Origin of the sequence: Novosphingobium sp. AP12 (assembly GCF_000281975.1) — a bacterium.
GTDB lineage: Bacteria > Pseudomonadota > Alphaproteobacteria > Sphingomonadales > Sphingomonadaceae > Novosphingobium.
Map to the genome: position 1 here is coordinate 35,070 of NZ_AKKE01000057.1, position 6,972 is coordinate 42,041.

Genomic DNA, 6,972 nt, shown 5'->3' on the forward strand with positions numbered 1-6,972 from the left:
CGCCGCACAAGTCATGCCTGTTTCCTAGGGCTGTAGCGGATGCGGTGCCGCGCAAGCATCTGAAGCGCTCCATCGTTGTCCAGGATGCCGACGGCAGCCATGTGCGCTGCGCGTTCGGGGGCGTAGCCCTGAAGGATCAGGGCCCGTCCGAATTCCTCCCGGTCTTCCGGCGTGATGGGGACCATCCGGGCCGCACGGGCAAGCTCGGTCAGGTTGCTGGCGGTTATCTGGTTAAGCGTCGGCATCGGCCTGGTCCTCCGCTTGGGCTTCCGGGTCGTCTAGGGCGCTGTCGATTGCCTTGCGGCGCTGCGCCTCGGCCGCCTCGGCTTCTGCTTTCTTCGCCTCGGCGGCGGCGGTTTCCTCTGCGATCAGACGCTCGGCTTCCTCGCGGTTAGCGCTGATCCGGTCGACGGGGACGCGCACCAGCACGGCCACCATCGCGTGAGCTTCGTCGTCGATCTCTACCGCCACCGGTCGGGCCATTGCAGCCGGCCAGAAGGCGCGGCCCTCGAACGGTGTGCCGGCGAACTTTCCGAGTTCGTAGACGGCAAGCTGGGCGGCGCGCCTCTCTATCCTGAACTGACGCTGCTCCTCGGCGCGCTCGGCCGCCCAGTCGCGTTCCTCCTGCGGTTCCTTGACGGGCGTGGGCCGGTAGTGCCCCTGCTTTTCGATGCCGATGCCGTCATGAGCGATGGCGTAGACCGCGACGCACTTCTTCAGCTGGGCTTTGGTCGGCGTCTTGGATTCGTAGTAGCTGTAGTAGCGGTCCATGCCGTCCGGCGCCTTAGGCCAGCGCGCAGAGCTGCTGACTCCGCTGGCCAGTAGGCCGGACTTGAAGCCGTCCTTTTTCGCCTGAGGCGCGATCATCGGCTCAGCCTTGTCCTTCGCCAGCTTCTCGATCAGCTTCACGTCGACGACGCGCTGTTGGTCGCCCATGGTGCCCATGAACATTTCCGCTTCGATCCGGCCGCCGGCCTCGACATAAGCGTCCAGCCCCACAAACTTCACGAGTCCGTCGTTGGCCGACAGGGTCTTCTCGCGCATTGCACTGCGGACTGAGGCTGGATGGTGGGGCTGCCAGTTAGATTTGCCCTGCGCCGCGAATACCTTCAGCTGCAGACCATGGTCCTCGACGCTGGCGTAGGCTTTGGCGCTATCGACGCCGATGGCATTGGTGCGGAGGGCTTCGAGGATCTCGGGCGCGAGCGCCGCAAGGCGAAGTCGCCCTTCGACGTGCTTGACGCTCTTCCCGAACCGCTTGGCACAGATCTCGATCGCGTTGGCGTCGTGGATCTCCGGCCGGGCGCTGTGCCGCGCTACGATCGCGGCATAGGCATCGAACTCGTCAGCCGCGTTCATGGCATGCCGTTCAAGGTTCTCGATCAACGACGTCTCACGGGCCTGCTCGCGATCCTCCACAAGGCAAGGCACGGGATAGGTTGGCGCGAGACGATCCTGCTCAACAAGCTGCTGCATCGCCTGGAAGCGCCGGCCACCGGCAATCACTTCGAACTTGTCTGCCCAGCGGTCCTTACCGTCCCATGCCTCGCTGACATCACTGGTCGTAAAGTGCGCCGGCACGACGACCAGGTTCTGCTTGAGACCGTGGACGGCAATGCTCTCCGCCAAGCTGGCGATTTCGACGTCGCGCTCGGTCTGGCGGACGTTGAGCTTGGAGAGCAGCAGCTGGCTCAGCGGGATCGTGGTCAAGCCGGTCGAGGCGGCCGGGTCGGAGAAGTCTGGCGCGGTTGCGTCGGCCATGAGGGTCAATCCTTTCGGGGATGGTAGAGGGTGGGGTGTTCGGGGAGAGGTACGCCGCTGGAGAAGACCCAGTGCTCGGCGATGAAGCGGACCAGGGCGTATCGCCCCCCGGCGAAGACAAGCTGGAAGCGGCCGTCGCGCGCATCGTCGTCGATCGGCACGGCGTCGATCGACGCGGCCCGGCTCACGCGCCGATCCTCATCAGCTGGTCGAGGGCCTTGCCAGCCTGCTCGGCGCCGAGGCTCCAGAACAGGGCCCGCTTCGTTGCGCGGCGATAGGGGCAGCGGGCGGGCTGGCCGCCGCGCAGGTATGCGTCGATCGCCGCGTCGCGGCCCTCGCGCACCAGTGGATCCTTGGGGACGGGTGCCGGCATCAGCTCGCCGCCTCTTCGGCCATGGCGAGGCGCATGATGCGCATCCGAACCGATGTGTAGGCCCGGCCTACTCGGCGCGAGATCTCGAGGTAGCTAAGCCCCTCCATTTCGAGGGCGAGCATCTGGCGATCTTCTTCCTCGGTGAAGGTGCGCTGAGTGACGCCGTTCTTGCAGTGGGTGGTGCGCTGCTGCGACGGCACCGGCAAGAAGCGCTGCCTCGGTCCGCGCGCGCCATGTTTCAGGCACTGATAATAAACAGCGCCCGAGCTGACACCGAAGGCTTTGGCGAGCTGATCATAGCTGTGGCCGAGTTCCTCGCGCCGTCCGACGATCTGCTCGATCTGCTGTGGGGAGAGCTTGCTCATCAGGCGGCCGCCTTCGTCTTGCAGAACTTGTCAGCACATGCGGCGATCTCGCGATGGTCCACGCTGCGGTCGCACTGGTCGCACCACTGCTTGCCGGTGCGCATGGATACAGGCGCCGGGCGAGCGGCGGGCGGCGCGGGGCGTGCGACCGTTTCTGTCGTGGCAGGCTTGCTGCCGGATGCCCTGCCCCACGCTTCGCGGATGACGTGTTCGCTGGCGCTTGTCAGGCTGAGGCCGGTGTTGTCGACGCGGGCGCGGGCGATATCGCGGCGCCAGTCATCCTGGCTGCGGATCGCCAGCATGGTGATGAACTTCTCGAGCCGATCGTGGAGGAAGATCTTGTGCCGAGTGTGCTCGTCGAACGATACGGCGGCGATCCCCGGGAAGATGGTGCCGGCCAGCTGCAGGACCTGCCCGGCATAGGCCTGTGCGAGGGCGCGGAGCGCAACCGACGTGCGGCGGCTGCCATGCTTGCGCCACGATGCCTCGATGCCGGCAATGTTCGATACCATGCCCGGCTTCCACGCTGTAGGATTGGCATGGGGTGCGACGGCCAGACCGGCATCCGCCATGGCCTTGACGATCTCGCAGGCTTCCTTGTCGCCACTGGCGATCGCCGCCTTGAACAGATCTAGCTTCGAAAGCGGCTTGCGCTGCTGGTTGAGCTTCACGAAGCTGGCGGCCTCGGCCGAGACATTGGCGTAGCTTCGGATGTTGCAGGGCAGCTGCGCGATGTCGCCGCGCAGCTTGGCGGCCTCGAGCCGGTGCTGGCCGTCGATCACGAAGAACGTTTCTTCTGCGCCTTGCTGGCGCCGTGCGACCACCAGGGGCTGGCACAGGTCCCAGTCCCAGTGCTGGGCAATGCGTCGAATGAGCGCCTGGCTATCACCACCCTCGGCCGAACGCTGGTAAGCAGGGTCGACGGACAGTTCGACCGGCGGCAGGAACTGCAGCACCGGCATGCGGCCGAGGGGCGGATTGACCTTGAGCTTGGGGACTTTGGTGGCCTGGGTTTGCTTTGCCATTGCGGGCTCCCTTCAGGGATGGATGAAGAGGGTTGCGAGGAGGGTGAGGATCGCCGCCGCCGACATGGCGGCGCCGGCGACGACGATCCTCGTGCGGCCCGAGCGGTACGTGCTCGGGTTCGCGGGAGGCGGGGTGATCACGGCGCGGGCCAGAAGGCCGCGCCTGCGAGGATGGGGAGGGAGAGGCCGAGCGCGATCGCCAGCAATACCCAGAGGTAGTTCGCGTAGAGGAACCACGCCTCGGCCCGCCCGATCAGTGAGGCGTCGATCTCGGCCACGTGGTCCCAATCGTCCCGCAGGCGATAGAGGCTGACCAGCGTGCCTTGATGCGGGCTCCACACGAAGGCCTCGAAGGGGTCGGGGCGCAGCGTACGGTTCACGCGGCTTTCCTTTCGGACTGGACGGGCCGGGCGCACGAAGCCGCGGTCAGCGGCACGTCCAGCGCACGGGCGAGGATGCAGAGGTTGCGGGCGCGGGTGACGCGCTCCGGTGTGGTGGCCTTGCCCAGGGCGACGTCACGCGCCTTGCCGAGCGCGGCGCGCCAGACGCTGGGCGGGCACAGATCGCAGGCGAGTTCCCAGCGCGCGTCCTGCTCGGACAGCAAGTGGCCGTAGACGGCGGGCGCGCCATTGCCCGGGTAGTGGACGATGGTGCGCTGGTAGTCGGTGACGTCTTCGGTCAGCACGCCGGGCGCGGCGCAGATGACGGCGATGGCCTGCCATGGCAGCAGCTCGCGCTTGGCGCGGTGCTCCGGCAGCTGGCCTGCCTTGACCTGGCGCGCCGCGCTGGCGGTCCGGCGATCGTGCTCGTCGAGCGCAATCCCGGAGAGCGTTGCGCCGCCGGTGGCGCTTTGCGTGCTCACCGGCGGCGGCCCTTGGTGCGACCCGAGGACTGGGCAATCTTTTCAAGGCGCGCGCGCTTGGCAGCCGCCTTCTTCTGGCAGTCACACTTCCAAGGAAACTTCGTGTTGATGTGTGGGCACAAGTCGGTGTGACCGAGCAGCGGCGTGTCGATCGGCGCGGCGCGCTCGTGTTCGCGCAGCTGGCTCAGCGATACCGTGCGGTTGCCGCTGGCAACCTGCCCCGGATACCGGTGCGAATGGATTGCGATGAGAACAAGGTCTTCGGGCTTGTGCGCGATGATGCGCACCTTCTCGACGACGTCGTTACCCTCAGGGTCGACGTCGTCCATGTACGCGATGCAGCCTGCATGCGGATACGAGACGGTGACGTTGAGCATGGAAACCTCCAGCGGGCGGTGTGCCTGTTGGAGGGACATATGCGATTATCGCACTTTGCCCGTCAAGCGCTAAAGTGCGAATATCGCATTTCACATTCATAGAGGCTTTTCCAGCGGTCGCCCTGTTCCTTTTTTGTTCCACTCGTGGCAGGTTCAGAAACCGAATCAGAACGGAGAAATCGATGTTGCTCTACCGCGTCCGCGTGTTTGGACAGCCGAAAGCGCCCTGGCGGCGCGTCAAGAAACAAGCTCAACAGGATGCACTTGAGCTCGGCCTGGGCCAGTTCGATGAATGGGGTAAGTTCTTCGTTGCCGTACCGGGCGAGATCGAAGAGCTACACGAGCGCTTCGTTAGCGAGAACGCCTAGGCAGATCCACGTCGCGCATCATGTAAGAGTACACTCGACCGACGACGGTTATCGGATCATTGCCAAGCAGGATTTCCTGATGACTATCGTCGGTCGAAAGCGGCACTAAACGTGCGGGATCAGATTGAAACTCTTTGTACGTAGTTTGGCCGTCTTCGGTTTGGATTACGTAACGCTTCCCGGGCCATAGCGCTTTGTCATCGGGGTCAATAACAAGGGTGGTGCCATCCGGAACAACAAGATCCATCGAATTTCCCTCGACGGTCAGAGCATAGGCGTTTGGCGGTGTCGAAGGGTCTGAGACGGGCATGCGTCGCCCGCCCTGCTGCTCCGCCGGCTTAAAGCCGCCCGCAGGAACCGAACCAAGATGAGGGATCGTGCGGATGCGGTGAGAGATATCCTCAGGTGCCAGTACCTGTTGAATAGCGATCAACTCATCCGCTGACAGCTTTCGGCCGCCACGGAGGGCCTTGCCGAGATAGTTCGAGTTCATGCCGATCGCTTCCGCAAGATCAACAATCTGCATACCGCGAGCGTCTAGCTCCGCTCTGATCTCCTCTGGGCGCATTGGCCCTAGGTGCCCAGCACTGCGATAATCGCAACTGCTATAATCGCACTTGGAGGGCTTGACCTTGAAGTGCGAATATCGCATTTCAAGGTCATGAACGCTTCCGCAAACGCTGTGATCGATCACTTAGGTGGCACTTCCGCTGTCGCAAAGCTGATCGAAGCTCCGATGTCGACCGTCCATAGCTGGCGGAAAAATGGCATCCCGCACTCCCGCATGGCTCATCTGCGCCTTGCAGCAAAGGCTGAGGGGCGGGTGCTTCCGGAGGATTTGAGCGATCTTCAACATGCCGTAGCTGATGCCGCAACGCAGCAAGACTCGTCCATTATTCAATGTGGCGAAAAGTCTAATGGCTCGATCGGAGCGCGCGCATGACGCCGGCCGTCGCCCGCATCAAGCTGGCAGTCGTCGCAGCGATTTCCCGCAACGGCGGGAAGGACAGCGCCGCGCTTACCGCGAAGCGCCAGCCCTCCACGGTAGGCCGGTGGCATAATCGAAACGACGACGTGTTCCCCCCTGTGGAGTGCGCGTTCGAACTGGACCAGCTCTGCATGGTGCTGGGCGACGCGCCGCCGATCCTGTCTGCCATGGCAGCCGAGTTGGGGCACGTCGTCCATCGCCTGCCTACGGTCGCCGCGTCCACGATGAACCCAGGCGAGGCGCTGGTCGCGGCGATGGCCGAATTCGGTGACATCGCAGCTGCCATTCAGACCGCGCACAAGGACGGAAAGGTCTGCGAGCACGACGTCGGTGAGATCACCCGCCAGATCGACGAGGCTCAAGCGTCGCTCGCGCGGCTGCGGGCGCTCTACTGCGCAGCGGCGGGGCACTGATCATGTCGGGGCGGATCGACAGGGGCAGCGCGCAATACAGGATCGGCCCGCTGACGACCTATCGCGATGCGGCCGACCTCGAGCGGGAATTCCGGCGCGCCGACGTGGGCGGGCGTGTCGTCTACGCCATGGGCCCGGCGCTTACGCCCGGCGCGACGATTCCAGCCATGATGCGCCAGTGGCAGGCCGCGGGCCTTTGCCATCTGTCGCGCGTGAAGCGGGAAGGCATCTGGCACTACTTCGCCGAGAAGCGGCCCATGGTCGCCACGGTGGCGAACTCCGTGTCCGCCAAGCAGAGCATCGCCGGCACGCCAGAAGAGCAGTTGCTGCACGTGCTGGTCGATCTGGCCGAAGCCGGGAGCGCCCTGCCCAGCTTGGACCTGCTGGCCGATCGCGCGGAGCTGCCGCACCGTCAGGCTGCGGACTATCGGCTTCGGCTG

At 64.8% G+C, this 6,972-nt stretch carries 15 protein-coding genes; 4 read left to right on the top strand and 11 right to left on the bottom strand.

Annotation, left to right across the window (positions count from 1 at the left end; all coding sequences use genetic code 11):
• Positions 1 to 11: 11 nt before the first annotated feature.
• From PMI02_RS10250 to PMI02_RS10290, 10 genes are read right to left on the bottom strand one after another with little or no spacing between them, the layout of a single operon-like run.
• On the bottom strand, positions 12 to 245 hold the full coding sequence (locus PMI02_RS10250; RefSeq protein WP_007682273.1) for a hypothetical protein: 234 nt from the start codon (positions 243 to 245) through the stop codon (positions 12 to 14).
• Positions 232 to 1,761, bottom strand: coding sequence for a ParB/RepB/Spo0J family partition protein (locus tag PMI02_RS25865; RefSeq protein ID WP_007682275.1), 1,530 nt, complete (start codon positions 1,759 to 1,761; stop codon positions 232 to 234). Before PMI02_RS25865 ends, PMI02_RS10250 begins: the two co-directional genes overlap by 14 nt.
• Positions 1,762 to 1,766: 5 nt before the next feature.
• A complete protein-coding gene (locus PMI02_RS10260) occupies positions 1,767 to 1,949 on the bottom strand; it encodes a hypothetical protein (protein ID WP_007682276.1) in 183 nt (60 codons plus the stop codon).
• The gene (locus PMI02_RS10265; RefSeq protein WP_007682277.1) at positions 1,946 to 2,134 is read right to left on the bottom strand and encodes a hypothetical protein; all 189 of its coding nucleotides are present in this window, start codon (positions 2,132 to 2,134) and stop codon (positions 1,946 to 1,948) included. Before PMI02_RS10265 ends, PMI02_RS10260 begins: the two co-directional genes overlap by 4 nt.
• Positions 2,134 to 2,499 (bottom strand): hypothetical protein, encoded by a 366-nt coding sequence (locus tag PMI02_RS10270; protein WP_007682278.1) that lies wholly within the window; start codon positions 2,497 to 2,499, stop codon positions 2,134 to 2,136. The genes PMI02_RS10265 and PMI02_RS10270 overlap by 1 nt, the downstream gene beginning before the upstream one ends.
• Positions 2,499 to 3,524, bottom strand: coding sequence for a DUF6551 family protein (locus PMI02_RS25870; RefSeq protein WP_007682279.1), 1,026 nt, complete (start codon positions 3,522 to 3,524; stop codon positions 2,499 to 2,501). Before PMI02_RS25870 ends, PMI02_RS10270 begins: the two co-directional genes overlap by 1 nt.
• Before the next feature lie 12 nt (positions 3,525 to 3,536).
• On the bottom strand, positions 3,537 to 3,665 hold the full coding sequence (locus tag PMI02_RS28170; RefSeq protein ID WP_255348711.1) for a hypothetical protein: 129 nt from the start codon (positions 3,663 to 3,665) through the stop codon (positions 3,537 to 3,539).
• On the bottom strand, positions 3,662 to 3,904 hold the full coding sequence (locus tag PMI02_RS10280) for a hypothetical protein (RefSeq protein WP_007682280.1): 243 nt from the start codon (positions 3,902 to 3,904) through the stop codon (positions 3,662 to 3,664). The genes PMI02_RS28170 and PMI02_RS10280 overlap by 4 nt, the downstream gene beginning before the upstream one ends.
• The gene (locus PMI02_RS10285; RefSeq protein ID WP_007682281.1) at positions 3,901 to 4,386 is read right to left on the bottom strand and encodes a hypothetical protein; all 486 of its coding nucleotides are present in this window, start codon (positions 4,384 to 4,386) and stop codon (positions 3,901 to 3,903) included. The genes PMI02_RS10280 and PMI02_RS10285 overlap by 4 nt, the downstream gene beginning before the upstream one ends.
• Positions 4,383 to 4,763 (bottom strand): hypothetical protein, encoded by a 381-nt coding sequence (locus tag PMI02_RS10290; RefSeq protein ID WP_007682282.1) that lies wholly within the window; start codon positions 4,761 to 4,763, stop codon positions 4,383 to 4,385. The genes PMI02_RS10285 and PMI02_RS10290 overlap by 4 nt, the downstream gene beginning before the upstream one ends.
• Before the next feature lie 182 nt (positions 4,764 to 4,945).
• Here PMI02_RS10290 and PMI02_RS10295 point away from each other — a divergent pair, with 182 nt between their 5' ends.
• Positions 4,946 to 5,131, top strand: a complete 186-nt coding sequence (locus PMI02_RS10295) for a hypothetical protein (protein ID WP_007682284.1) — start codon at positions 4,946 to 4,948, stop codon at positions 5,129 to 5,131.
• Here the strand turns inward: PMI02_RS10295 and PMI02_RS10300 are convergent.
• The gene (locus tag PMI02_RS10300) at positions 5,115 to 5,783 is read right to left on the bottom strand and encodes a LexA family transcriptional regulator (protein ID WP_007682286.1); all 669 of its coding nucleotides are present in this window, start codon (positions 5,781 to 5,783) and stop codon (positions 5,115 to 5,117) included. The two genes, PMI02_RS10295 and PMI02_RS10300, sit on opposite strands and share 17 nt — an antisense overlap.
• A gap of 9 nt (positions 5,784 to 5,792) precedes the next feature.
• Here PMI02_RS10300 and PMI02_RS26365 point away from each other — a divergent pair, with 9 nt between their 5' ends.
• The 3 genes from PMI02_RS26365 to PMI02_RS10310 all read left to right on the top strand — a co-directional run.
• Positions 5,793 to 6,074: a carph-isopro domain-containing protein gene (locus PMI02_RS26365; RefSeq protein ID WP_081496676.1), complete on the top strand. Its 282-nt coding sequence runs from the start codon at positions 5,793 to 5,795 to the stop codon at positions 6,072 to 6,074.
• Positions 6,071 to 6,532, top strand: a complete 462-nt coding sequence (locus PMI02_RS10305) for a phage regulatory CII family protein (protein ID WP_007682288.1) — start codon at positions 6,071 to 6,073, stop codon at positions 6,530 to 6,532. Before PMI02_RS26365 ends, PMI02_RS10305 begins: the two co-directional genes overlap by 4 nt.
• Positions 6,533 to 6,534: 2 nt before the next feature.
• Positions 6,535 to 6,972: hypothetical protein (locus PMI02_RS10310; RefSeq protein WP_007682290.1), on the top strand; the 438-nt coding region annotated here is incomplete at its 3' end.

Bases quoted from the DNA above. Each gene is read 5' to 3' on its own strand.
- PMI02_RS10250 (WP_007682273.1), bottom strand. From the start codon at position 245: ATGCCGACGCTTAACCAGATAACCGCCAGCAACCTGACCGAGCTTGCC.
- PMI02_RS10305 (WP_007682288.1), top strand. From the start codon at position 6,071: ATGACGCCGGCCGTCGCCCGCATCAAGCTGGCAGTCGTCGCAGCGATT.
- PMI02_RS10270 (WP_007682278.1), bottom strand. From the start codon at position 2,499: ATGAGCAAGCTCTCCCCACAGCAGATCGAGCAGATCGTCGGACGGCGC.
- PMI02_RS10300 (WP_007682286.1), bottom strand. From the start codon at position 5,783: ATGCGATATTCGCACTTCAAGGTCAAGCCCTCCAAGTGCGATTATAGC.
- PMI02_RS25865 (WP_007682275.1), bottom strand. From the start codon at position 1,761: ATGGCCGACGCAACCGCGCCAGACTTCTCCGACCCGGCCGCCTCGACC.
- PMI02_RS10290 (WP_007682282.1), bottom strand. From the start codon at position 4,763: ATGCTCAACGTCACCGTCTCGTATCCGCATGCAGGCTGCATCGCGTAC.
- PMI02_RS25870 (WP_007682279.1), bottom strand. From the start codon at position 3,524: ATGGCAAAGCAAACCCAGGCCACCAAAGTCCCCAAGCTCAAGGTCAAT.
- PMI02_RS10295 (WP_007682284.1), top strand. From the start codon at position 4,946: ATGTTGCTCTACCGCGTCCGCGTGTTTGGACAGCCGAAAGCGCCCTGG.
- PMI02_RS26365 (WP_081496676.1), top strand. From the start codon at position 5,793: ATGAACGCTTCCGCAAACGCTGTGATCGATCACTTAGGTGGCACTTCC.
- PMI02_RS10265 (WP_007682277.1), bottom strand. From the start codon at position 2,134: ATGCCGGCACCCGTCCCCAAGGATCCACTGGTGCGCGAGGGCCGCGAC.